This window comes from Bacillus sp. SORGH_AS_0510, from assembly GCF_030818775.1.
Taxonomy (GTDB): Bacteria; Bacillota; Bacilli; order Bacillales; family Cytobacillaceae; genus Neobacillus.
In genome coordinates this window covers 492,962-515,138 of sequence record NZ_JAUTAU010000001.1, presented here as the reverse complement: position 1 = coordinate 515,138, position 22,177 = coordinate 492,962, and the positions used below count along the sequence as shown (strand labels likewise).

The window sequence follows — 22,177 nt, the reverse complement described above, 5'->3', positions numbered from 1 at the left end:
TTCTATTTTCACTTTAAAATGACTCATTTCCAGAAGAATTCTACAAAATAAGGAGCGAATTCTACAAAGTGTTAATTTATTCTACAAAATCAAGGGCGAATTCTACAAAAGTTGGAAACAAACTTCCAATCCGACTGCTCATAAAAAACGACTGCTCATACCGCAATCGCCTAGTTCATTCCCTATTGCTCGTGTAACAATTTTTCATACTCGTTTAACACACGGTTTAGCTCCTGACTTAATGATAAAACTTCTTGATCCAGGAAATCTAAATCCTTTTCCGAAGCAACTCTAACCATTTCTTCACGCAGGTGTTTGATTTTATCCCAAAGTTCTCGCTCTGTATCCAGCTTCTTATTCATTTCCACACCAACTCTATGATTAATTATTCATATTACCAGTATGTCAATGATTGCTAGTGTTTATGTATAGATTCCTTCTCTCATGCTGTAAAAGCCATTCCTTCCGCCAAAGCCCTCCGGCATAACCCGTCAATTTTCCATTAGAGCCAATGATTCGATGGCACGGAATCACAATGCTCAGCTTATTTTTTCCATTCGCACTCCCAACGGCCCTTATCGCCTGATCGTTTCCGATAGAAACGGCAATGTCTTTATAGGACGCCGTTTGGCCAAAGGGGATCTCTTGTAAGGATTCCCACACCTTTTTTTGAAAAAGTGTTCCGTCGACCGTAAAAGGAAACGTAAACGTCTGCCGTTCTCCTTTGAAGTATTCATCCAGTTGCCCATAAGCATCCATTAACACTTGCGGCGTTGCCGGCTGTTTCACATGAACAGGCTTTTCCGTTTCCGTAAACAGGATAGAAACAACCGCTTCCTCTGTTCCAATCACCTCAAGCACACCAATCGGAGAGAGATAGTCTAATTTATACATACAACGACCTCCATAAATAAAACACCGCGTACGCCTCCCAGCCTGTCCAGCCGGATGACATTTCTTCAATCTCTTGAATCGTTGGTTTCTTATCGAGCCCCAACTGAACCCTTATTGCATTGTGTAAACCAACGTCCGCAATAGGAAACGCAGTACTCTTTTGTAGACACTTCATCATTACATAATCCGCCGACCATGCCCCGATTCCTCTCAACTTGGTTAAATCGTTGTGGATTTGTTGGTCGTCTTGTTTTTGGAGGAGAATTTCTTTGGATAGCTCGCCTTTCGCCATGGCCTGTGCTACACCAATCACATATTCTGCCTTCCTGGCCGTGAACTGGAGCTTCCTCAATGCTTCTATATCTATTTCTGCGATTTGACTAGCGGGTGGAAACAACCAGTAGGTTTCCCCTTCAAACGTCAAACTTTCTCCAAAACGTTCCACGAACCGCTTCTTTAACGTGTAGGCAAAAGTCAGATTAATTTGCTGGCCGATAATGGCCCATGTCAATGCCTCAAACAAATCTGGTATGCCTATAATACGTAAACCTCTATATTTCCTTACGATGGGATTCAAAATCTCGTCGGTTTGTGCCATTTGATAAAAACCCATCAAATCCCTGTTCAAGTCGAACCATTCCACCACATATTTCATAGCCATTTTTTGAGCGTTCGCACTGGGCTCACCCAGAGGGAATTCAACCTGGATCGCCTCATTCTTGTATCCGATTTTTATTAAAAAAGGCTCTTGGTCTACCTTAAGTAATTTATACACATAGCCATCTCTAATCTTGTGCAGCAATTCCTGGTCAGATCTCCCGAGAAAAATAAGGCACTCCTCAAAATGATAGTCCTCTGAGGTTTTAATCTCCATCTTCATTTGCACCCTCCTCCTGAGCCTGGTTTCTATATTCACTAGGTGTACAGTTTTTCCGTTCTCTAAACACGCGATAAAAATTGGATGGGCTTTGGAACCCCACTTCATAGCAAATATCCAGGTTTGTGAGCCCCGTGCTTTTTAGTAAAAATGCAGCTTTATCTATTCTTATTTTTTCCAAATACGTTCGCGGTGTTTCTTGCGTTTCCTTCTTAAATAGCCTTTCCAAGTAGAAGGGGCTCACGCCGATTTGAGATGATAGCTCCTCCAACGTGAGGTTTTTGCGATAATGTTCGGCCAGATATATCATGACCGTTCTGACAAGGGTTTCGTTAGGGGAATGCTCCGCTTCTGGCTGACATCTCTTGCATGCCCGGTAGCCCGCAGTTTCCGCTTCCCGCATTTCCGCATAGAATTCTACGTTCTTTTTCTTCGGCTTTCTCGAGCGGCAGGAAGGCCTGCAGTAGATCTTCGTTGTTTTTACCGCGGTATAAAAAAGCCCATCATACGACCGGTCACAATCAAGGATTTTCTCCCACATTTCCTCAAAAGAAAAAGTAAGCTTTGCCATCAGGGACACTCCCCTTCTTTGGATTTTTCCGTAATTGACTTCCATTTTACAAGAAGTACTGTACGCAATCATCCTCATTCTTGCTCTTAGTGTCTCCTAATTATCTTACCATTAGAAAAAGCTGCTAGTGTAGCAGCTTTTACATGTGTAGCCTTTTTATCCGACGCAAGTAAACGATTGGATTTGGCGCAGGCTGATCCCGAAATACATCCATCTAAATCCGGTCCAGCGATACCCTGCGACGGAGTCTCGGCCAACGAAGATTGGGAAAAACCAGAATTGCTGATTGCCTCTTAGCCATACATACGTAAATCGGAACATACATCGGCGAATCCCGCCTGGGTCAACGGCAAATGCCGCGGCTTGTTGTTGAGGGACATACGAAGGCGGGGGTGTTGTCGGCGGCCCGGAAGTTGGTCCTCCTTGGCCTGGTTGCCCGGATGGTCCTTGACCAGGCGGTCCGAATGGCGGTTGGAATCCTCCTCCTTGGCCTGATCCTCCAAACGGCGGCAAGAATCCTCCCCCTCCTTGGCCTGACCCTCCAAACGGCGGGAAGAACCCTCCCCCTTGGCCTGCCTGCCCAAATGGCGGCTGAAATCCGCCAAACTGTCTATCATCATAAGTAACATAGTGGTAATCTACCTGTTGGACTGGAGTTGAGTAACCATACGCTTGCTGATTATACGGTTGAGAATACATAAATTGCACTCCTTACTTTTTCATCTCCCCTCATCCTATTCAATAGTCATGCGCCTAACAACTTGTTCACACATAAATGGGCCAATGCCCATGGTGGGGACAGTCCCCCGGCGCTTTAGCGCAACGGGGGACTGTCCCCAAATTGTCAAATAGGCTTTCACCTACATATACATGTTAGTAGGGGATCATAGGTCCACCGCCATCTGGAGGTATGAACATGATTAATTTTTATTCTTTCCATGGGACCGTCACCATGATCAGTGATTTTTATACCGGGCAAACTGGAGAAGGAGAAGGCTGCTATCAATTAATGACGATAGAAAATGAGGTAGGTAATATTGTCAATTTTGTAGTTTCACCTACAACCTACTTTGTGGACCACGCTATGGTGGCAGTCGGGGATCGAGTCACCGGATATTATGATGGAAATGCACCTGTACCGCTTATTTACCCACCACAATATCGAGCCCTTGTTATGGTAAAAGATAGCCCATATCAAAATGTAAAAGTAGCCTATTTTGATAGTCAGCTAGTGAGTAGTGATGGGCAATTGCGATTAAATCTTTCTCCATATACCCAAATGCTTTTAACCAACGGGCAGCATTTTTCAAAAAGTCCTGCAAACCGTAATCTCATAGTTATTTATGGACCGGCGACGAAAAGTATCCCAGCCCAAACCACGCCTTATCGAATAATCGTTTTATGTTAGAGGTTCTCACGAACAAAAATAGCAGCCAAACACGGCTGCTATTTTATTATTTATCTATTTTTTATATCTTGAAAGTTTAATAAACACACCTAACCCCGCAAAGAAAAAGCCCAAACAGAACAAACTCGCCGGACTACCCCAAACGATCTCACTCATCCCCACTACCCCCTATTAATCTTTATAATCATTGTAATTTCTTCTTATAATTAGTATTCTATCAACAGGTAAATATTCCCTCTTACAAATCACCCACATTTGGGATTTGTAGAACAACCATAGTTCCTTTACCCGGGTTGCTGTCTACTTTAATTTTTCCATGCATCGATTTTATAATACTATAAACCACCATCATGCCAAGACCGGTCCCATTTTTCCCTTTCATCGAGAAATACGGTTCTCCTAATCTTTGAATTTGCTTACTATCCATCCCGATCCCCGTATCAGAAATATGAATTTCAACCATAGTTCCCTTTATTTGAGACAAAATAACTAATGAACCACCGTTTTCCTCCATAGCTTCGATTGCATTTTTCAAGATATTCATGACGCATTGATGAAATAAAGGCTTTTCACCCTTTACCATCCCTTGGTTAAAATTAGTTTCCATTAAGACCGAATTCATATTTGCCAGAGGATACATCACTTCAACAATATGCATCAACTCGTCCCTAACATCGAAAATTTCTAGTTTGTTTGCAGCAGGCTTCGCAAAAGTCAAATAATCCCGGATGATTCCTTCTGCACGATTAAGTTCCGATTTGGCAAGAGAAAAAAATTCTTGCTTCTTCTCTGTTGGATAATCCTCATTCTCCAGTATTTGCAAAAATCCTTTCGTTACAGTTAAAGGATTTCGGATTTCATGAGAAATCGAAGCCGCTAGATGGCTAACAATTTCGAGTTTTTCCGCTTGTTGGATCCTAGTTTTGATGGCAATAGAATTGCGCGCCCATTCCAGGGCAAATATTATAAGAAGAATACTCACTCCATAGATTGAAATAATGAAAAAATCATAACCGGTTGTAAAATGATAGATGTATTGCACGATTTTCATTACGGTATAACCTACTAAAATAAAAGTGAATCCAGTTAACGCCATTTTTTTTCGCAAGCGCCATTTGTGATACGATTTTGATAAAAAAAATATAACAACTGATTCGATAATAATCGTCATACTATTGGCCATGGCTTCATGGGGTGAATACACACCTATATAAGCAATACCAAAAATGGCCAATACAGGTAACGTATATTTTCCCCCGTATAATCCGCCAATAAGAAAAACAGTATGTCTTAAATCCATCATGAATTTCCCATCTATTTGGACTGTAAAAATGAAATTAATGAACAATGCCAATGTGTAGGAAATCATATAGACGACCGTCCGACTTTTCTTGGAAAATTCCTTCGTGTCCAACAACATTTCCGTAAAAAGGGCAATTAATAATATAAACAACAAGTCAACCATGAGCATTTCAAAAGTTTTGAGCATTCTCTTAACCTCATACCGAAGTAGTAATTACCCTTTTTATTATATTTGATATTTACATTTTCAGTAAGTAGTGGATTTACTATCTAGTGTCGTCAAGCGCGTGAGTTTATCAAAGACTTTAGAAAGTAAAATAACCAACTCTTAGTTTCAGTTGGTTATTTTTGTGGTGCTCCTGGTGGGTAGTAATATGGCGGTACCTTAAGCCATCCTCTTTTACGCATAAGTGTTTTTAAGGTTGTTCCAAAGGTTGCCCATTCTAAATAGTATTGTAACCATAAAACCCCGACATCATTTCGAACAGAATCGGCTTGACCCTTTGAACATGCTTGTAAACATGTAACGAGCTTAAAGGCAATACCGTTTGCAATTTCATTATCCGTCAGCTTTACTCCTAAAGGTACATCATTTGGATCCGAGTTCGGTTTTGTTGAAGATACATCTGGAAAGGGAATTCCTTCATGCTTCATAAAATTACTTAATGTTTTTACCTGTGACTCACATAACTTTATCACATCTGTTAACATTTCTTTGAGTTCATCATCAATGGTCGTATTCAATCCTATTTCCTCATAACGAATGAACTCTTCCATCAACGTCAAATAGGTCCAACAGTCTCCAGCTTCAATGATATGTAACGGTGATTTAGGTTCGTTAGTTACATCAACCGATATTTTCAGCATGCTCCAAATCGCTTCAAAAGGATTAGACATTCACACACCTCCTATATCATCATTATTCCAAACATACTAGAAAATAATGTATTTATTAGAGGTTTTTTGTTAATTCTTGACTATTCCCGCTCTCAATTTGGTCACGCCAAATTCCATATATGCCTTTAAGCAACTTAGCATATAAACCCAGCCTTCTTTATTATCGATTAATTTATTGATTAGCCCGCCATCATCCTCTTTGAAGCCTTCTTCGTTCACTTCAATAATGGTACTCCCATTCTCACTCTCGTTGAGTGTGATCGTGACCAGATGATCTTCCCCCCATGAGAACACAATTTTCTCATTTGCTTGGATTTCCAATACTTTGATTAGCACTTCAGCATTGTATTCTTCATATTTCAATGTAATGGCCTTCCCTTGTTCCCATCTTTCAGAGCTTGAGGAAAACCAAAAATTCCCGATTTTCGAGGGATCCACGAAGGCTTCAAATACTTCATTTGCCGGCTTCAAAATTATAAATTTTGTTACGTTGTTCATCTACATCATCCTTCTTTCACTTATTAAATAATCATCATTCATCTACAACATCTTTACTATCGTTTGGAATGCAACTGCGCATTTGCATGATTCACATCTTCGTCTTTAACATATATTTCGTAATGCCTTTGGCGAATTCCTCCAAACATGGGCGTGTTGGTTTGGTTAAATGAATTTTTGGTCCTGTAGCGAATCCCCGCCTGCTTTAGTTTACTAATTGCTCGAAAATAACTTTTATCGTCTAGCGCAATATATATTGATGTCCAATTTTTATAATATAAATAATTGATCAGTGCAAAAAACAATAATATAGGCACAACCATCATTAAAAATGGGATTAAAACATTCATTGTTTGGCCTCCTATTTTAAGCATCTATACTATCATTATATCTCATTCATCTTCCAAATATTTCATGTATAATAGATTTATATCTTTTACAAACGGGTTGTTTTTAAAGGGGATGTTGATTTGGAGAAAAAGTTAGAAAAGGGTGGAACGAAAACCACTTGGGGAGTCCTTGGTACGATTGCTGCCCTCTTATTAGGTAAATTAAAATATCTTTTGGTTATTTTAAAAATCCTTAAGTTACAAACGCTCATTAGCATGTTTATTTATCTTGGAACCTATGCACTGATTTTCGGTTGGAAATTTGCTGTGGCACTCGTTTACTTATTGTTCGTGCACGAAATGGGACATCTATACGCAGCAAAACGAATCAAGCTGCCAGTCAGCCCGGCAATCTTTATTCCATTTATGGGTGCTGTTATCGGAATGAAGGAAATGCCCAAAAATGCCAAGGATGAAGGGTTCGTCGCCTACATGGGACCATTATTCGGACTGTTGTCCTTTTTGCCTGCCATTCCGTTGTATCTCTTTACACACGAACCATTCTGGGCATTGCTGATCATTTTAGGCGGGATGTTGAACCTGTTCAACTTAATCCCCATCACTCCATTAGACGGTGGAAGAATTGCGGCAGGGATTAGCACGAAGCTTTGGGGACTAGGGATTGTCTTATTATTGGCCTACTCCATTATGAATCCAAGTTTCATTGGCCTCTTCATTGTCGTTATAGGTTCAATAGAATGGTATAAATTATTCAAAAAACAAAAAAATTTGCATACCGACCAAGCTGAAATTGAGGAACTTGAATACGTCGTCGAAAAATTAAAGCAGGGGTCGCTTCCTCTCGAAGGAATGCAAGGCATCGTTACGAAGGCCAAATGGAAGATTAAAAACATGCAGATTATCGAAGCACTCCAAGCCATTATTATGGAAATTGAAAAAAGGAAAAAGGAGCTGTATCTGCAGCAGTTAACAGGTACGTATTCTTTTAGCGAAGAAGGGCAACCCGACCATCATGATGGGATGGAAGATTTGATCCGAAATTTAGAGGAAAAGCTTGCAGTCTATAAAAAAGAGGTTCACACAACGGCAACCTACTACAAAACTGATAAAAAAACAAAGGTGCAATTATTTCTCATTTATATGGGCCTAGTCATCGCCCTGGCCCTAAGCTATTATTATGGCAACGAGATTCTCATGAACCATCCGGAAGTGCAGAGAATGATGAATCGCTAAAGGTAAATAAAATCTGCCGCTTTCCAGGCGGCAGATTGATTATGATCTTATCCATCTTTCCTTTTTGACACAAAAGATTGAAAATCATCCGTTTCAGCGATTAGATCTCCCCACGACATAAGATCCTCATCAGAGATTTTCCAAGTGTGATTTTCTGAGTTATGCCTGATGGCAGCAAAATCATACCTGTCCGTTGAGTAGATGGTAAATCCTTTCTTTTTGCTTTCATCAATAAAAAAGTAATCTTCAGCCCGATTCACTTTTTCAAAGCGAATATAATAAAATATTTCCTTTCTAAACATTAACGTCGCACCCGCTACAGAGTCGGTCAAGGTGTTCTCATTTCCTTTTACATGTATGAGTGCTTTCCTGTTTTTAAAATATATAAAACACGCGCTTTTACCTATAATAGAAACGTTCGTATCCTTAAATGCCGGCATAGAGTTCGTAATATAATCAGGGCCGTAATAGTCATCATCGTCAAATTTAGCAATGACATCATAATTGGCTAGTAACACCCCATAATTTAAACAATCTCCTAGGGTCGCTTTTTCATGTAATTGATAGACTCTGACATTCGGATAGTTCCTGGCCTTTTGAATCCATCTATCCATGTCCATCGAATCTCTATTCAAAATAATGATTAATTCTTTTTCCTGCCACGTTTGCTGCTGGTAATTAGTAAACACATTATCCATGAACTCTTCTCTAATCGTACAAGTAATGATCGATACCACTTTCATACTCCTCCCATTAGTTCTCGTTTATAACCTTGTCTAAAAATTCTGTTAAATTAGGGTATTTTTTTAGTTTATTTATTTGTTTCATCTCATTTTTCAAATCGCTTCTTGCTTTTGCACTAAAGCCTGCTGCACCTAAGAGATTAAAGTGGCGAACATCGACCTCAAGAAGGAGGATTATGGTTTCTAAAATACAAATGAATTTATCACTGAAATTCTGGAACTCCGTTGGATTCGTTTGTAACAGTAATTTATATTCCTTTAAAATATGACTCATGGTTAGTAAATCTGTCATTCTAGCAAGCTCTAATCCCAAAATCAATACATCCATGTCATGATGTTTGATTGCAAACAAACCGAAGTTGCCAACGGCCTCTTTCCATTTCCTTTCCTCCACCGGATGCTCTTGGTGGTATGTGACGATTTCATTACTGATTTTGTATTGAGCTCCCATTTGATATAAACGATAGCCTAATTCCCAATCTTCATATCCGTAATGGTAAAATTCTTCATCGAACATGCCAGCTTGTATGATTAATTCCCGGCGGATTGACATGTTCCCTGTTAGAAAGGCCATCCAAGGAAAGGCAAAGCCTTCTAAATCCTCATTAAAGTTCCTCACTATTTGTTGGTACCATGGGTATGCATTGAATGATAGTTCTTTAAAACTTTTTTGGGCTATTTCCTGTTTATCTATTAATGGGTACGGTTGGTCAAGGGGGAATTTACACTGCTTATATCTCGAATATAGTGCTTGATTTTGTTTTGTTGAATCTGCAATTTTGTTCAACTGTTGCTCGGAGAAAGTAGGGAAAATACTTGAATAGATTGCCCTTAAATACATAGCGCCCGATAAAATGAGATGGTTTTGGTTCTGATGACTTTTATAATGATTTTCAACGAAATTGGGCTCAGTCAGCATTTCTGCATCGAGAAAAATAAGAACACTACCTCTTGCAGCTTGAATGCCTACATTTCTGACTTTAGCTCTACCAAGCCTTTCAGTACTACGAATATATTTAAAATGATAAGGGGGTTGATAGGTTTTTAATTGTTCTTCCGTTTCATCCGTTGAAGCATCATCAATTAGAATCACTTCCATTTTAGCTAGATCAAAGGTTTGATATTCGAGTGAGTAGAGGGTTAATAAATTTAGTGGATATTTGTTTTGGGATGGAATAATAATGCTAACCTCAATATCTTCGTTTGGAATTTTTGCTGTTCCTATGCTAGCACTGACTAGTGGATTATTGTCTGTATTTTTCTTTGCCCTTTCTCGTATGATACTTTTTGACCATGGAAAATCATTATTTTTGGTTTTTTTACTTTTGATATCTCTTGACCAGTTAAAATGATTATTCATGGTTTTCATATCTTGAGATAACTTTTCTAATGACTCCAATGAATTAACGATGGAATTTATCCTTGTCTGTATCTGTTCATCCAAATGACGTCCAAACATAAAGCACCCCTTTACCTTTCTATAAAACTGACTCGTCCAATTGTTTTGGCTTTTATAGAATATGAGTAGGAATGGAGTGTGACTAGACTTCTTCCTAGTATTTGATAAATTTGTACAAATTTTTGGGGACAGTCCCCCGGCGCTTTAGCGCAACGGGGGACTGTCCCCAAAATCTTAGTGTCCAGCGACTTTCTCTAGTCCGCCTGGTTTATTATGAACGGCAATTTTTTCAAGGAGGTTATTACTTTCCTGATTGACTCCTTTTAGATTTACCTTTACCCCGTTTTGGTGGTACTTCATGACCACTTTATCGATGGCGCCCACTGCTGAGTCGTCCCAAAGGTGTGCATTGGATAAATCTAATTCAATTTCATCTACGTTCTCTTTATAATCAAAGCTATTAACAAAGTCTGTGACAGAAGCAAAGAAGATTTGTCCAGAAACGTGATACACCTTCTTATGTGAACCTTCTGCTGATAGACTTGTAACCTTCACTTTTGAAATTTTCGCTGCAAAGAAAATGGCACTTAAAATGATCCCAATTAAAACACCCTTCGATAAATCATGTGTTTTAATTACCGTCAAGACGGTGACAACCATAACAAGTGTGTCTGTCACTGGCACCTTTTTAACGGACTTTAGGCAAGACCAATCAAACGTACCGATCGATACCATGAACATGACCCCGACAAGGGCTGCCATTGGAATCTGCACAAGGAAGCCTTTTAATGAAACGATTAAAACCATTAGAAATACACCGGCAACCAGTGTCGAAAGACGACCACGTCCTCCTGATTTCACATTAATCACCGATTGGCCAATCATCGCACATCCAGCCATACCGCCAAAGAAAGCAGAAACAATATTTGCCATCCCTTGACCGCGCGCTTCCTTATTCTTATCACTTTCCGTATCTGTCATATCATCGACAATCGAAGCCGTTAATAATGACTCTACTAAACCTACAATGGCAATGGATATGGAATAGGGAAAAATAATTTGGAGCGTCTCGAAGTTCAATGGAATATCCGGAATCATGAATACAGGCAGCCTTGATGTTAATTCGCCCATATCTCCTACCGTACGCACATCACTTCCTGTAAAAATGGCAATCGCCGAGATCACAAGAATAGCCACTAATGGGGATGGGACCGCTTTTGTAAAACGAGGCAGAATATAAATGATCGCAAGCGCGCCCGCCACCATCGCATACATTTGCCATGATTCACCCACAAAATGAGGCAACTGTGCCATAAAAATTAAGATGGCTAGTGCGTTAACAAACCCAGCCATAACCGAACGCGGTACAAACTTCATCAAGCGCCCGAGCTTTAATACACCCATAATGATTTGGATAACACCTGTTAACACTGTGGCTGCAAGTAAATACTGCAACCCATGGTCTCTCACCAACGTCGTCATTAATAGTGCGGTTGCACCAGTAGCTGCTGAAATCATTCCAGGTCTCCCACCGACAAAAGCCGTGGTTACCGCAATACAGAATGACGCGTATAGGCCGATCATTGGATCTACCCCCGCAATAATAGAGAAGGCAATCGCTTCTGGAATTAAAGCCATAGCAACCACAATCCCTGCCAACACATCTCCCCTGATGTTTCCAAACCATTCATATTTAATTGTATTTAGATTCAAATCTATTACCTCTCCCTTTGTTTTGTTTGTGTGTTTGACTTTCAACTCTCATGAAAGTCGGGGCCGTTGATAACAGAACAAAGTATAATAGAATGTGACAGATTTGTGAAACACCATGTAAGCGGACACAAATTACCTCTTCTTGAAATCCCTCACTTTTCCTTCGGTTTTCGTTATAACCCGTGAAGTTAATCTGGAAGTTACATCCATGCAAAAAAAGACCCCTTCACATGGGAAGGGATCTCTAAATTCAGACATGGGTTGTTAGCCATTTTCCGTCTCTCTTCTTAATGCCAACCACCCATTCACCACATACCATGCCCCGGCAAGGTAAAACAACATATGAACAGAGAACCAGTCAAAAATGAATCCTGCCCCAAGAATGCTCGCGACGATGATGAGCTGCAAAAAAAACTGATGGAGGTTTTCCTTCTTCCAGCTTAGATTGTCTTTCTTATCAAACTCTTTCTCCGCTAGTTTGTAAATTGCTTGAAAAATCCCCATTACACATTGGATGAAACACACATGGAGGACCGTTTCGGCAAACGGCACCACAATCATGGCTAAGCCGAGTCCGAACAACGAGACACTGTACATTTTTCGAAGCGGAAGTGCATGTGGAATCCAGGTTAAGGCATAAAAACAAGCCGCTGATGATAGAGCGAACATCGCGTATAACAAAGAGAACGCGCTGTAGGTTTCCCCGATATTTTTCAAAAAAAGCAGGTAATACGGGAAGACCGCCGTCTGAATAACAAGCACACTCCCGCGAATCATCAATTTAGTCTTCATGGCGGCTGTACCTCTCATAAAACAGACTCGTGAAATCCCCATTCGGGTCGACCTTCTCCTTTTCCTTCACAAACTCAGGAAAGTTCGGATAGGCCTCAAGCAATTGTTGTTTGGTTGCGTATGGATAATACGGCAAGTAAAAGGTTCCGTTGTGCCTCAAGGTAATATCAATCATTTTTCGAATCGACGTTTGCGCCTTTTCGACCTCCTGCTTTTGTTTTCCGTGATTGAACAAGGCGACAAGGGCGATCATATCTGTCTTGGCATAAGAAAGCCTCGATAACTCGTCTTTCGAAACATAACGAATCGTGAAGTTCAGCAGGTTGATGTCGTCTTTTTTCAAAAAGACTTTCATGTCCTCGACATAGGCCGGATACTCATCGATTGGGACGAAAAATTCCTGCAGCGTATCCGTATTCTTTTGGTTTTTATACAGGAGAAAATCGCTTTCTGAACGCATGGCGTTGTTTCTTGAAATCAAGCGATGATCAAGCGAAAGGAAGTATTTTTCCTGCAGGTCCCACAACCAATCCTTGCCGAAGCCGGTCTTGCGAGATAAGTTGAGTAGAGTATAGGTCAGATAGGGCTGCTCATCTTCCTTCAATTCACGAAGTTTTTCCGTCAGAGGATACTCGGTTGTATGGTACTCGACGACAAACATGCTGTTCATCGATGTCCGAGGTGCCACGGAAACCCGTGCATAGGCCATCTTCACCCCCGGGTTTTCCCTTAAGGCATGGACATACGCCGGAAATTCCTCCACACTCACCTTTTTTGTGCGAATCTCGTACACCTCATCGTCGGTCACCTGCAACTCGACATCTAAGATGACACCGAATAGACCATAACCACCCAGGACATCCTTAAATAATTCTGGTTCGCTGATACGATCCACTTTGACGATTTTTCCGTTAGGAAGCAATAGGTGGAACCAGTTAATCGTTTGACCAAGGGATTCGTTTTTGATATCCCTGCCATGCACATTGACGCTGATGGACCCTCCGACGGTAAAAATATTCTGGCTTTGCATGACTTTCACTGCGAGTCCTTGTAGGGCAAGGGCTTTTTGGATCTCGTCCCATGTGGCGCCGCTTTCGACATGAATGTTCTTTCTGTTTTTATCGATGTCTAGAATTTTATTAAAACTGGTCATATCCAGGACCACCCCGTCCGGGTAATAGGTATGCCCGCCCTGGGAATGCCTTTTTCCAGCGATGCTCACCTTTAAGCCGTCTTTCCGGGCTTCCTTTAGAATATGAACAATCTGCTCTACTTCTTTTCCTTTTTCGATCCGTTCAATTTTCGTTGGCAGGAGTCGGCCGACATCCTGGATGGTATGCTGTTCGTACAGGTCATCCGAATAGTGGTTTAACGAATACCGGAAAACCGCATAGGAAACCGAGCAAGTGAAGACAACAAGCGCGAGGATCACTAGTATAAGTTTCTTAATAATAGGAAATCCCCCTTACTAAGTAGTGTAATTTTACACTTATTGTATCATATATCTTTTTTCTATTATAGAAAAATTTTCTAATATTTCCCTTCTCCTGCATAATTAAACGAATAATAAGCAATCTAATTATGTTTAGGAGGTGAGCAGAATGTCTAATCAAAATGAAAAGCAAAAAGGGACTGCGGCCGAAAATCGTGTAGGTTCGGGAACGGAGTATCACAGAGAACATGCGGGGAATGTGGAAGGATACGGGCAGCCGCATCCAGTGAACGGTGAAGGCAGTATGGCAACAGAAAATGAACAAACCGAATAAATATCCAAGAGTGAATTAGCTGCTAATTCACTCTTTCGATACAAAAAAAAGCGATGCTGTCCTCAAGCATTGCTTACATTTTTTTATAAAGAACGCTTTGTTAAACTTGTCTGTTGATTTGCACTCCAGGCACGAGCGGTTCGTGGGCGTTTCGGCGAGCCTCCTCGGAGAAACGCCCCTGCGGGGTCTACCCTGACCCGCACTCCCAAAGGAGTCTTCGTGCCTTCCGCTCCAATCAACAGGGTATAAAAATCAACAATGTTCTTTAACACAGCCATAAAGAAAAACACCTGTTAATAACCGACAGGTGTTTTTAGTACACTATGCTCCCATAACATCCTTCAGCTGCTTATTATGATTCCTCAAAAACATCCAAACTACCATTAGCACACTGCCTATAGCAAAGAACAGAATTGGTAGCAGGAATATACTCCAGACGCTTGGACCATAGTATTTTAATTGATGGTGCCGCTCGATCTTCGGTTCATATGAATTTTTATATTCATATTGAATGACCCATTTGGTATTCGCCATTACCACTGTGCCAAAATCATAATCACTTGGTATAATTCGATCCTTCGCTTCAATTATTCCTTCGGTTCCGATGACCTTGGCTGCCTTTTTATAATCAATTGGAAAAATGGTGGTAGGTTCATGGGTAACAGAAGGGTTTTCCTTTATCCAATCCTCCACATCTTCCGTTGGAAAAATAGCCAACAAATTCAGCTTATCTTTGTATCTATGAAATACGTCCATCAATTGTTTTTCTACTTGTGTTGTTATTTCAGGAGAGGAACCTAAGACATCAAATACGTCCGACATGATGTCTGCCCTCTCTTTTTCTACCACTTCCAGCTTGTTAGCCTCTTTCTTCGCTTCGTTCCATTCCACCATAGAGTTGAACAGAAAACTGGCCCCTGCGACCAATGACAGGAGTGCTGCAATAAGTACATATTTCGTCAATTTCTTCTGTGCCTTGAAAAAATCCGCTACTTTTTGGAAGGGATTCTTCGCCACCTGTATCTTCACTTGGTCTAGTTCATCTGCCCCCTCCACTTCCTCTTTCATGGTATCGAGGACATTTTTACAATCGCTACAGGATCTAATATGCTCTTCAATAAACTGATTGCTTTCATAGCTGCACAGCTTGTCTATATAAGACGGCAGTAAGTCGCGCACAATGTAGCAGTTATTGTTCATTTTCGCCCGTGCCCCTTTCTCGTAATTTCAGTTTTGCCCGGTAAAACGTCACTCTTGCCCAATTTTCATTTTTCCGCTGGATGTCTCCTATTTCTTTAAAACTAAGACCGCCTAAGAGCCTTAGGAGTAAAACCTCTTTATATGGCTCTTCAAGTAGGTGGATCATTCGGTAAAGAGCCATTTTGTCTTCCGCATGAATGAGTTCTGCTTCAGGTGATGTATGTACAATCTGTTCTTGAAAAATCTCTGTAGGTTGACGTTGCTTCTTACTTTTTTCAAGGTGCTTATAATAGGAATGCTTTGCGATTTGGCAGAGCCAAACGGACATTTGCATTCCCCGTTGTATCGATCAATCGATTTCACCGCTTGATAAAATGTCTCTTGTGTTAGTTCTTCTGATAAATCGGCATTATGACATAGACACATCAAATATTTAAAAACGCCCTCCGCATATTGGTGATACATTTCATCTAGTTCCCCCAAGGCTTAGCCTCCTTTCGCACTATATATCCGATTGACGTTGTTTTCGTTACAAAAAATATAAAAATATTTTTTCCCACAAAAAAAACCGCCAACAAATGGCGGTGAATTAGCAGAAGACCAAAGTCATTTTGATTATATCCAATATTTTCTAATTGTGATACAATAATTTATATCAATTAAAAAGGAGAATGTCCATGGTGAACAATGTTTTCGTTCCTATTTTTGTCGCTTTCCTTGGCGCTGCCGTTGTGTGGATTTCTGTTACTGTTGTAAAAAGAAAGAAACGCCAGTAATTATGTAACTTACTTATTAATCAACTTGTTTACCTTTTTATTAATTTTATATACATAAAGGAAAAGTATCGTTGTATAAATTGTGGTGAGTATCCCAGCTCCAATAGCCATAAAAAAAATCGTAGCGAGTTTTTTCTTTAATCCATAAAACATAAGGTACCACCCCAATATCATCTTATTTGTTTTGATTACGGACCGATTCTCTGTCAATCGATTGTGGTGGCTTTTCAAACCAGCCGTGATCAATTAAGAGATTTGCCCCTTCTTTCACATAGGCCCCTATTTTAAGTATATAACCTTCATATCCTAGAATTAAATCCTTTCGAAACGATGAAGCAATGGCAAGTCCAAAATCCCCTAAACCAATAGCACTTTGGGCATTTGTGTGAAATAACATCAATTTATCTGAGAACGGTGCATCTGTACTGTTTGTAACTGTTGAATCCCATGTGGATGGATAGGAATTATCGTCCTCTTTTAGTTTGATCATAAAATCTTCGACCATTTTTTTCCCTAACTCGTATCCATCCTTAAAGTAGTCACTTAACTTTTTTGACTGAGCCACTTGGCTAAAGCCTAAAAGGAGTGTTTTTGCAACATTGGCCACTTCGATATTCACTCCTAAATGGGCAATTTCTACTCCAAGAAGCGGCCGGGGAGCACCTATTAGTCCCCCAAGGAATTTTCTTTCCGTCACATACTGTATTTTATCAGGATAGGAAATATAGGGGGATCGAATATAGACTCCTTTTTCCTGCATGAGTTCTGCATTATCATCATATAGGGCTTCAGTTTGACTGTAAAACTGTTTGAACAAGGCACGGATATCTTTCCGTGAGGAAACCGACTTCGCTAGGCTGTATGAGTTCAATCCAGTTCTCCCCATATGTTGCAAGTAACGCATGTAGGTAACATCGGAAAAAAGCTTCTTTGCCTGCAGGTTCACATCTTGTTCGCCAAACCCATTTGGGAGAGGAATCCCTTCCTTAGTAAATAAGTCGGTAATTTGTGAAACATGGTCATAGGAATAGTTAAGTGCCTGCTGAATAATTGGCTTAATGTCCTGATCTTCACAGGTTTCAAAAAAATGCCTTAATACACAAATAGACATCGTGTCACCAATATAGGTACTCCACAGCATCGATAATTCTGCTGACGTTAATTTTGTTAAATGTTCGACCATTTTTTCATCCTCAAATCATTTTTTTAGGTTATTTGAATTTCTCCTTAATTTATCCATTTCATCCAAATGTATTCTTATTTCATGGAAACAAGAAAAAGGGGTCGCTCTTGCGATCCCTTTGCTATCTTGATCGAGTTATTCTACAAATTAGAGGAGGAATTCTACAATTGGGATAAGGAATTCTACAAAATTTTAATTAATTCTACAAAATCGGGGAAGGATTCTACAAAAACTAGAAATCAACTTCCAACCAACCCTTCCTCACCTGTGTGCTGTTTTTCCCTTAGATTCCACCCAGCCGCCTAAAGCGATAAGAAACATCACTGTCCAGAAGAGAGTCTTCCAAATCGGCCCCTCTACAAAATTCTGTGAAATGATGCCGAGGGATGGGTGCGCAAGAGTATGTATGAATAGCTTGACCCCCACCCACCCGACAAGCAGCATGGCCGCGGTTTCAAGGCTGGGACGTTGAGCCAACACCTTAACAAAGTAACTTGCAGCGAAGCGAATCACGGTTAGCCCCGCAATCGCCGCTAATAAAATGACAATAAATTGAGCGGCATCCATTCCGCCGATTTCCCTCAACGGCGTATCCGGCAATGCGATGACAAGGGCAACAGCGGCTAAAATGGAATCCACCGCAAAGGCAATATCGGTAAAGGCGATTTGCACAATTGTCAGCTGATAGCTATTTCCTTTGTGCCCTTTTTTACCGTGGTCCTTTTTCAATATATGTTTGATGGAAATGAAGATTAAATAAGCGGCCCCAATTGCCTGAATCTGCCACACATGAAATAAGTGTGAAATGACAAAGATGGCGCCAATTCGAAAAATAAAAGCCAAACTCAATCCAATATTAAGTGATTTCCTTTGTTGTTCCACTGGTAAATGCTTTGCCATAATGGCTAGCACCAACGCATTATCCGCCGATAATAAACTCTCAAGTAAAACCAAAATAAGTAAAACCCAGCCGTACTCTAGCAATAGTGAAAGCTCCATAACATCCCCCTACTTTTTGTGGGGACAGTCCCCCGCTTGGTTAACGCGTTACCACGCTGGGGGACTGTCCCCCCCACTAGTCATTACTCTAGTCCTCTACTTAACTACAAGCATATGATGGAATGAGACAACCTATGAAGGTTGTTTCTAATTCTATTAAAATAAGGTGATGCTATGGGCAAAAAGCGATATAAAAAGAAGTGTGTGATTGGTCCTTTAAACGCAGAGAAGCGTAATGTGAGGGCCTATAAGGTTCGAAATAAGGCAGCCAAGGTTCAGGAGGAAGGTTCTTCTTCAAAACAGCAATGTAACGGTGACGAAGGATTGTATTCTAACAAACTAGGCAATTTTTCAAAAGGATTGCCGCATAATACAATGGGTGAGGTGGACCTCAGCTCCTATGATCTCTATATAAAGGCATTGAAATCAGGCAAAGGAAAGGATTTTGAGTCTATACCGATGGGCGATGTGGTAAAGCTTGCAAATCCTCAAGCAGCCTATGTATATGACTTGATTGGTGCTGACTGCCATAAACTAGGGATTGCTGCCCCGCCCAGATTCAGCAGTGCCTGGGCTGCAGGTGAAATGGTAGAGCTGTACTGGCAGGCCCTCACTCGGGATGTACCTTTTGCCGAGTATGATACCCATCCTCTGACAACAGCGGCAGCATCAGAACTATCGGTTTTATCCGATTTTCACGGTCCAAAAGTGAACGGCTACGTAACCCCAGGTACTTTGTTTCGTGGAAATACCCCTGGTGACCTTGCCGGCCCCTATCTCTCACAGTTCCTTTGGATGAATATTCCTTTTGGGGCAAAAACAATTACTCAACAATATCGCACAACACCGGCCGGCTCCGATTTTATGACGAACTATGATGATTGGTTGAAAATCCAGAATGGTGTACCGCCTGTGGTACCGGAATGGGAACCTACATCCCGTTATATTACTAATGGCCGCGATCTGGCTGAGTATGTTCATCTAGATTTTTCCTTCCAAGCATCCCTTTCTGCTTGTTTGATTTTACTTGGTTTAGGAAAAGGTGCCATTGCTGCATCTAACCCATACCTTCAGTCGGCAACAGAGGGAGGATTTATTACTTTTGGCGCCCCACATATTCAGGATTTAGTCACCAAGGTCGCCCGTGTTGCTCTTGAGGCCGCTTGGTATCAAAAATTCCTCGTTCACCGGAGACTTCGACCAGAAGAATTCGGGGGCCGCGTCCATCTTCAAAAAGTTCATCAAGCAAGTTATCCCATCCACAATGACCTTTTAGATTCTCACGCGCTTTCCGAAGTCTTCAAAAAGTTTGGCACCTATTTATTACCCATGGCGTATCCGGAAGGGTGCCCTACTCACCCTGCCTATCCGGCGGGGCATGCTTGCATTATTGGTGCAGGAGTGACGGTTCTGAAAGCATTTTTTAATGAATTATTTGTCCTTCCGAACCCTGTTGTGGTGCATGCGGATGGACAAACTCTTATTCCCTACGAGGGGGATCTATTGACCATCGGTGGGGAGTTAAACAAACTTGCCTCCAATATCGCTCTAAGTCGCGACACAGCCGGAGTGCATTGGCGTTCAGATGGAAGCGAGGGGCTGAAATTAGGGGAAACAGTAGCCATCGAGGTGCTTAAGGATTTTAGTAAAACCTACAACGAGAAGTTTAGTGGATTTACGCTTACTAGATTCGATGGAACAACCATTACTATAAATTAACTTGATACTTTTGTTCGGATCAAACAAGGAGCCATTTAGATGGCTCCTTGTTTGATTGTATATCTTATTTAGAAGTTTATCTAAATATTTAAAGGAAACCATTTACAGTTTAGTTGGTTGGAGTTATTATATATTTAGATAATTTTCTAAATACCTAAATTCATGGACTAAATGTGCGGGGACTTTTGTGGGGACAGTCCCCCAGGAAGGTAACGCGTTACAGGGCCGGGGGTCTGTCCCCCTGAATGGTAATGTGGTAAAGCAGCGGGGGTCTGTCCCCCTGAATGGTAATGCGGTAAAGCCGCGGGGGTCTGTCCCCCACCACAAGAAAAGAGGGTTTATTATGAATGATGCTTTTAAGGCGTTGTCTGATCCGAGTCGGCGGAAGATTCTTCATTTGTTGAAGCAGAAGGATTTGTCTGCGGGGGAAATTGCGGAACATTTTGATATGGCAAAGCCGAGTATTTCTCATCATTTGAATTTATTGAAACAAGCGAACTTGGTGGATGCGGAAAAGAAAGGGCAGCAGATTATTTATTCTTTAAATACCACTGTGTTTGAGGACGTAGTGACGTGGTTTATGGACTTTCTAAAGAAGGAAGAAGAGGTGTAGAGCAATGAAAAAACAGTGGTTTGGCCTAATTTTATTGGCTTTGATTATCATCGGAACAGCGATTTCTTACCCATACCTGCCGCAGCAAGTGGGCATCCATTGGAATTATAAAGGAGTCCCAGATGACTTTGTCCAAAAATCCTACGGAGCCATCTTTTTACCAGGAATCATGCTGATTTTATATATTCTCACCATCCTGCTGCCGAAAATTGATCCAAAGAAAGCGAATTATCAACGATTTCAGGATACGTATTATCTAATTATGAACATTATCCTTACTTTCCTATTTTTACTGCAGATTGTGCAAATTGCCACGAGCTTAGGCAAGCTTAATCCAGCCTATGTGGTGCCGGAACTGGTTGGATTGTTATTTATTCTCATCGGTAACTTTAGTCCTAAGTTTAAGCATAATTATTTTATCGGCATTCGGACACCATGGACTTTAGCGAGTGAAGATGTATGGAAAAAAACGCACCGCTTCGCAGGGAAAGTCTTTGTGGTCGCAGGGGTGCTATTATTACTTGTTCCAGTCATCCCAGCTGCCATCCAACCGTATTACACCCTAACCGTGATCATTTTTTGCCTAGGCCTGACAGTCCTTTCCTCCTATTACTTTTTTGTCAAAGGCTAATGAAAAGGCATGGTTATTCAATTAAGAATGACCATGCCTTTTTTGCAAAATCGCCCCCTACACTCAGTTGCCGATGAATTTGGTTAGAACGTGTTATAGACATTTTCACAGGTCTCTGCTGTGGGTTGGTAGAAGCAGTGGTTTTTAAACTTTCCTACAAAGGGTTGATTATACCAGGTCGACGGGCACTCACCCGGTGGTTTGAAATACCATAAACTAAATTTTGCCGGCCAGAAACGCTCTCCATTCACTGTCCTTCTCGCTAAGCGCCTTTCTCGTTCCCTTGGCCTTTGATAAAAGTAACCGTGTTGGACGGCTTCAAATGCATGAGGCTGATAGATCATTTCTGGGATGGTCCTTATCCCTTTAAAATCACTACAATTCGCTCGAATTCGGTTAATCCCTACGTTACCCACGAGCAACATCCCCTGTTCCCCTTCCCCTTCTGCCTCTGCCCGAAGTAATCTTGCTAACAGATCGATATCCGATGTTCTAGCTTTTACAACAGCCATTGTATTCTTCCTTTCAACTAGCCATTATCCTTACCATATGTGAATGGGGTATCTTGGGTGCCAGTATAAAAAATGGCTTAATCACAAATAATGAGACAAAA

General features: G+C 41.0%; 25 protein-coding genes. 6 read left to right on the top strand and 19 right to left on the bottom strand.

Features of this window, described 5'->3' with window-relative positions; genetic code table 11:
- Positions 1 to 182: 182 nt before the first annotated feature.
- The 5 genes from QE429_RS02700 to QE429_RS02680 all read right to left on the bottom strand — a co-directional run bounded on the left by QE429_RS02700 (position 183) and on the right by QE429_RS02680 (position 3,041).
- Positions 183 to 362 carry an aspartyl-phosphate phosphatase Spo0E family protein gene (locus tag QE429_RS02700; RefSeq protein WP_307283737.1) on the bottom strand — a complete coding sequence of 60 codons (180 nt, stop codon included), beginning with the start codon at positions 360 to 362 and terminating at the stop codon, positions 183 to 185.
- A 43-nt stretch (positions 363 to 405) separates the two neighbouring features.
- The gene (locus tag QE429_RS02695) at positions 406 to 894 is read right to left on the bottom strand and encodes a methylated-DNA--[protein]-cysteine S-methyltransferase (protein ID WP_307283734.1); all 489 of its coding nucleotides are present in this window, start codon (positions 892 to 894) and stop codon (positions 406 to 408) included.
- Positions 887 to 1,774: a DNA-3-methyladenine glycosylase family protein gene (locus tag QE429_RS02690; RefSeq protein ID WP_307283731.1), complete on the bottom strand. Its 888-nt coding sequence runs from the start codon at positions 1,772 to 1,774 to the stop codon at positions 887 to 889. Before QE429_RS02690 ends, QE429_RS02695 begins: the two co-directional genes overlap by 8 nt.
- Positions 1,758 to 2,342 (bottom strand): bifunctional transcriptional activator/DNA repair enzyme AdaA, encoded by a 585-nt coding sequence (locus tag QE429_RS02685; RefSeq protein ID WP_307283727.1) that lies wholly within the window; start codon positions 2,340 to 2,342, stop codon positions 1,758 to 1,760. Before QE429_RS02685 ends, QE429_RS02690 begins: the two co-directional genes overlap by 17 nt.
- A 156-nt stretch (positions 2,343 to 2,498) precedes the next feature.
- Positions 2,499 to 3,041 (bottom strand): hypothetical protein, encoded by a 543-nt coding sequence (locus QE429_RS02680; protein WP_307283726.1) that lies wholly within the window; start codon positions 3,039 to 3,041, stop codon positions 2,499 to 2,501.
- 217 nt (positions 3,042 to 3,258) lie between these two features.
- Between QE429_RS02680 and QE429_RS02675 the strand changes: the two genes are divergently transcribed.
- Positions 3,259 to 3,750, top strand: a complete 492-nt coding sequence (locus tag QE429_RS02675; RefSeq protein WP_307283724.1) for a hypothetical protein — start codon at positions 3,259 to 3,261, stop codon at positions 3,748 to 3,750.
- 238 nt (positions 3,751 to 3,988) lie between these two features.
- Here the strand turns inward: QE429_RS02675 and QE429_RS02670 are convergent, their stop codons facing one another.
- The 4 genes from QE429_RS02670 to QE429_RS02655 all read right to left on the bottom strand — a co-directional run bounded on the left by QE429_RS02670 (position 3,989) and on the right by QE429_RS02655 (position 6,797).
- A complete protein-coding gene (locus tag QE429_RS02670; protein WP_307283722.1) occupies positions 3,989 to 5,239 on the bottom strand; it encodes a sensor histidine kinase in 1,251 nt (416 codons plus the stop codon).
- Positions 5,240 to 5,394: 155 nt separating this feature from the next.
- Positions 5,395 to 5,949 carry a DUF3231 family protein gene (locus QE429_RS02665; protein WP_307283720.1) on the bottom strand — a complete coding sequence of 185 codons (555 nt, stop codon included), beginning with the start codon at positions 5,947 to 5,949 and terminating at the stop codon, positions 5,395 to 5,397.
- Between the two features lie 69 nt (positions 5,950 to 6,018).
- Positions 6,019 to 6,447, bottom strand: a complete 429-nt coding sequence (locus QE429_RS02660) for an SRPBCC family protein (RefSeq protein WP_307283719.1) — start codon at positions 6,445 to 6,447, stop codon at positions 6,019 to 6,021.
- 56 nt (positions 6,448 to 6,503) lie between these two features.
- Positions 6,504 to 6,797 carry a hypothetical protein gene (locus QE429_RS02655; RefSeq protein WP_307283718.1) on the bottom strand — a complete coding sequence of 98 codons (294 nt, stop codon included), beginning with the start codon at positions 6,795 to 6,797 and terminating at the stop codon, positions 6,504 to 6,506.
- 120 nt (positions 6,798 to 6,917) lie between these two features.
- On the opposite strand from QE429_RS02655, the gene QE429_RS02650 reads away from it, so the two are divergent.
- Positions 6,918 to 8,030, top strand: coding sequence for a site-2 protease family protein (locus QE429_RS02650; protein ID WP_307283715.1), 1,113 nt, complete (start codon positions 6,918 to 6,920; stop codon positions 8,028 to 8,030).
- Positions 8,031 to 8,077: 47 nt separating this feature from the next.
- Here the strand turns inward: QE429_RS02650 and QE429_RS02645 are convergent, their stop codons facing one another.
- From QE429_RS02645 to QE429_RS02625, 5 genes are all read right to left on the bottom strand, one after another.
- Entirely contained in the window at positions 8,078 to 8,767 is a 690-nt protein-coding gene (locus QE429_RS02645; protein ID WP_307283713.1) for a glycosyltransferase family 2 protein, read from the bottom strand.
- A gap of 16 nt (positions 8,768 to 8,783) precedes the next feature.
- The gene (locus tag QE429_RS02640) at positions 8,784 to 10,232 is read right to left on the bottom strand and encodes a glycosyltransferase family 2 protein (protein ID WP_307283712.1); all 1,449 of its coding nucleotides are present in this window, start codon (positions 10,230 to 10,232) and stop codon (positions 8,784 to 8,786) included.
- A gap of 174 nt (positions 10,233 to 10,406) precedes the next feature.
- Positions 10,407 to 11,885, bottom strand: a complete 1,479-nt coding sequence (locus tag QE429_RS02635) for a SulP family inorganic anion transporter (RefSeq protein WP_307283710.1) — start codon at positions 11,883 to 11,885, stop codon at positions 10,407 to 10,409.
- A 264-nt stretch (positions 11,886 to 12,149) separates the two neighbouring features.
- Positions 12,150 to 12,677: an MFS transporter gene (locus tag QE429_RS02630; RefSeq protein WP_307283707.1), complete on the bottom strand. Its 528-nt coding sequence runs from the start codon at positions 12,675 to 12,677 to the stop codon at positions 12,150 to 12,152.
- Positions 12,667 to 14,109, bottom strand: coding sequence for an FAD-binding oxidoreductase (locus tag QE429_RS02625; RefSeq protein WP_307283705.1), 1,443 nt, complete (start codon positions 14,107 to 14,109; stop codon positions 12,667 to 12,669). Before QE429_RS02625 ends, QE429_RS02630 begins: the two co-directional genes overlap by 11 nt.
- A 169-nt stretch (positions 14,110 to 14,278) precedes the next feature.
- Here QE429_RS02625 and QE429_RS02620 point away from each other — a divergent pair, with 169 nt between their 5' ends.
- Positions 14,279 to 14,443: a hypothetical protein gene (locus QE429_RS02620; RefSeq protein ID WP_307283702.1), complete on the top strand. Its 165-nt coding sequence runs from the start codon at positions 14,279 to 14,281 to the stop codon at positions 14,441 to 14,443.
- A 321-nt stretch (positions 14,444 to 14,764) separates the two neighbouring features.
- On the opposite strand, the gene QE429_RS02615 is transcribed toward QE429_RS02620, so the two are convergent.
- The 4 genes from QE429_RS02615 to QE429_RS02600 form a co-directional block, all read right to left on the bottom strand.
- Complete coding sequence (locus QE429_RS02615) at positions 14,765 to 15,643, bottom strand: zf-HC2 domain-containing protein (protein ID WP_307283699.1); 879 nt, start codon at positions 15,641 to 15,643, stop codon at positions 14,765 to 14,767.
- Complete coding sequence (locus QE429_RS02610; protein ID WP_307283697.1) at positions 15,633 to 15,971, bottom strand: RNA polymerase sigma factor; 339 nt, start codon at positions 15,969 to 15,971, stop codon at positions 15,633 to 15,635. The genes QE429_RS02615 and QE429_RS02610 overlap by 11 nt, the downstream gene beginning before the upstream one ends.
- A 623-nt stretch (positions 15,972 to 16,594) precedes the next feature.
- Positions 16,595 to 17,602, bottom strand: a complete 1,008-nt coding sequence (locus QE429_RS02605) for a DUF3231 family protein (RefSeq protein ID WP_307283694.1) — start codon at positions 17,600 to 17,602, stop codon at positions 16,595 to 16,597.
- Between the two features lie 261 nt (positions 17,603 to 17,863).
- On the bottom strand, positions 17,864 to 18,601 hold the full coding sequence (locus QE429_RS02600) for a TerC family protein (protein ID WP_307283691.1): 738 nt from the start codon (positions 18,599 to 18,601) through the stop codon (positions 17,864 to 17,866).
- Positions 18,602 to 18,775: 174 nt separating this feature from the next.
- On the opposite strand from QE429_RS02600, the gene QE429_RS02595 reads away from it, so the two are divergent.
- The 3 genes from QE429_RS02595 (at position 18,776) to QE429_RS02585 (ending at position 21,564) form a co-directional block, all read left to right on the top strand.
- Positions 18,776 to 20,320, top strand: a complete 1,545-nt coding sequence (locus QE429_RS02595; protein WP_307283689.1) for a vanadium-dependent haloperoxidase — start codon at positions 18,776 to 18,778, stop codon at positions 20,318 to 20,320.
- Between the two features lie 343 nt (positions 20,321 to 20,663).
- Positions 20,664 to 20,933 (top strand): autorepressor SdpR family transcription factor, encoded by a 270-nt coding sequence (locus tag QE429_RS02590; RefSeq protein WP_307283686.1) that lies wholly within the window; start codon positions 20,664 to 20,666, stop codon positions 20,931 to 20,933.
- Positions 20,934 to 20,937: 4 nt separating this feature from the next.
- Positions 20,938 to 21,564 (top strand): SdpI family protein, encoded by a 627-nt coding sequence (locus QE429_RS02585; RefSeq protein ID WP_307283683.1) that lies wholly within the window; start codon positions 20,938 to 20,940, stop codon positions 21,562 to 21,564.
- Between the two features lie 83 nt (positions 21,565 to 21,647).
- Here the strand turns inward: QE429_RS02585 and QE429_RS02580 are convergent, their stop codons facing one another.
- A complete protein-coding gene (locus tag QE429_RS02580; RefSeq protein WP_307283682.1) occupies positions 21,648 to 22,076 on the bottom strand; it encodes a cell wall hydrolase in 429 nt (142 codons plus the stop codon).
- Between the last annotated feature and the right edge of the window lie 101 nt (positions 22,077 to 22,177).

Bases quoted from the DNA above. Each gene is read 5' to 3' on its own strand.
- QE429_RS02700 (WP_307283737.1), bottom strand. From the start codon at position 362: ATGAATAAGAAGCTGGATACAGAGCGAGAACTTTGGGATAAAATCAAA.
- QE429_RS02695 (WP_307283734.1), bottom strand. From the start codon at position 894: ATGTATAAATTAGACTATCTCTCTCCGATTGGTGTGCTTGAGGTGATT.
- QE429_RS02690 (WP_307283731.1), bottom strand. From the start codon at position 1,774: ATGAAGATGGAGATTAAAACCTCAGAGGACTATCATTTTGAGGAGTGC.
- QE429_RS02685 (WP_307283727.1), bottom strand. From the start codon at position 2,342: ATGGCAAAGCTTACTTTTTCTTTTGAGGAAATGTGGGAGAAAATCCTT.
- QE429_RS02680 (WP_307283726.1), bottom strand. From the start codon at position 3,041: ATGTATTCTCAACCGTATAATCAGCAAGCGTATGGTTACTCAACTCCA.
- QE429_RS02675 (WP_307283724.1), top strand. From the start codon at position 3,259: ATGATTAATTTTTATTCTTTCCATGGGACCGTCACCATGATCAGTGAT.
- QE429_RS02670 (WP_307283722.1), bottom strand. From the start codon at position 5,239: ATGCTCAAAACTTTTGAAATGCTCATGGTTGACTTGTTGTTTATATTA.
- QE429_RS02665 (WP_307283720.1), bottom strand. From the start codon at position 5,949: ATGTCTAATCCTTTTGAAGCGATTTGGAGCATGCTGAAAATATCGGTT.
- QE429_RS02660 (WP_307283719.1), bottom strand. From the start codon at position 6,447: ATGAACAACGTAACAAAATTTATAATTTTGAAGCCGGCAAATGAAGTA.
- QE429_RS02655 (WP_307283718.1), bottom strand. From the start codon at position 6,797: ATGAATGTTTTAATCCCATTTTTAATGATGGTTGTGCCTATATTATTG.
- QE429_RS02640 (WP_307283712.1), bottom strand. From the start codon at position 10,232: ATGTTTGGACGTCATTTGGATGAACAGATACAGACAAGGATAAATTCC.
- QE429_RS02630 (WP_307283707.1), bottom strand. From the start codon at position 12,677: ATGAAGACTAAATTGATGATTCGCGGGAGTGTGCTTGTTATTCAGACG.
- QE429_RS02620 (WP_307283702.1), top strand. From the start codon at position 14,279: ATGTCTAATCAAAATGAAAAGCAAAAAGGGACTGCGGCCGAAAATCGT.
- QE429_RS02615 (WP_307283699.1), bottom strand. From the start codon at position 15,643: ATGAACAATAACTGCTACATTGTGCGCGACTTACTGCCGTCTTATATA.
- QE429_RS02610 (WP_307283697.1), bottom strand. From the start codon at position 15,971: ATGTCCGTTTGGCTCTGCCAAATCGCAAAGCATTCCTATTATAAGCAC.
- QE429_RS02605 (WP_307283694.1), bottom strand. From the start codon at position 17,602: ATGGTCGAACATTTAACAAAATTAACGTCAGCAGAATTATCGATGCTG.
- QE429_RS02600 (WP_307283691.1), bottom strand. From the start codon at position 18,601: ATGGAGCTTTCACTATTGCTAGAGTACGGCTGGGTTTTACTTATTTTG.
- QE429_RS02595 (WP_307283689.1), top strand. From the start codon at position 18,776: ATGGGCAAAAAGCGATATAAAAAGAAGTGTGTGATTGGTCCTTTAAAC.
- QE429_RS02590 (WP_307283686.1), top strand. From the start codon at position 20,664: ATGAATGATGCTTTTAAGGCGTTGTCTGATCCGAGTCGGCGGAAGATT.
- QE429_RS02585 (WP_307283683.1), top strand. From the start codon at position 20,938: ATGAAAAAACAGTGGTTTGGCCTAATTTTATTGGCTTTGATTATCATC.
- QE429_RS02580 (WP_307283682.1), bottom strand. From the start codon at position 22,076: ATGGCTGTTGTAAAAGCTAGAACATCGGATATCGATCTGTTAGCAAGA.